This window comes from Pseudomonas sp. BP11-1-1 (assembly GCF_052112105.1).
Lineage (GTDB): Bacteria > Pseudomonadota > Gammaproteobacteria > Pseudomonadales > Pseudomonadaceae > Aquipseudomonas > Aquipseudomonas alvandae.
In genome coordinates, this window is the sequence record NZ_JAUTYU010000048.1 from 1 (window position 1) to 571 (window position 571).

1 protein-coding gene is annotated in these 571 nt (G+C 60.9%); it reads right to left on the minus strand.

Translation table 11 applies throughout. The features are described 5' to 3' along the window. A partial coding sequence (locus Q7C33_RS28925; protein WP_407684598.1) for an immunoglobulin-like domain-containing protein occupies positions 1–571 on the minus strand: 571 nt, incomplete at both ends.

Below are 571 nucleotides of genomic sequence, written 5' to 3' on the forward strand. Positions count from 1 at the left end.
CGATGGTGCTGACAGGCGCGGTGTTCGGCGCGATGGCTTCGAGGTTGCCGCCCGATGCCGAGGCAATCGACTCGGTCACAGTGGTTGGGCCTTGGTACACGTCGTTGCCGACAGGCACATCGAGCGCGCCCGAACTTGCACCGGCAGCGATGGTGATGGTCTTGCCGCTTTCCAAAGTCACAGTCACTGGACCGTTCTGCGCAGTGACGGGTTTGCCGTCGGTGCCGGTCAGGGTGGCGGTGTAGGTGATGGTGCCGTTTTCGTTCACGGTCGGTGTGGCGGTCAATGTCACCGTGGTGGTGTCGTTGACGTCGCTGACGATGGTGCTAACTGGAGCAGTGTTTGGAGCAATGGCTTCGAGATTACCGCCGGATGCATCTTTGATCGATTCGGTGACAGTCGTTGGACCTTGGTACACGTCGTTGCCGACAGGCACATCGAGCGCACCCGAGCTTGCGCCCGCAGCGATGGTGATGGTCTTGCCGCTGTCCAACGTAACGGTCACAGGACCGTTCTGCGCGGTGACGGGTTTTCCGTCAGCACCGGTCAGAGTGGCGGTGTAAGTGATCGT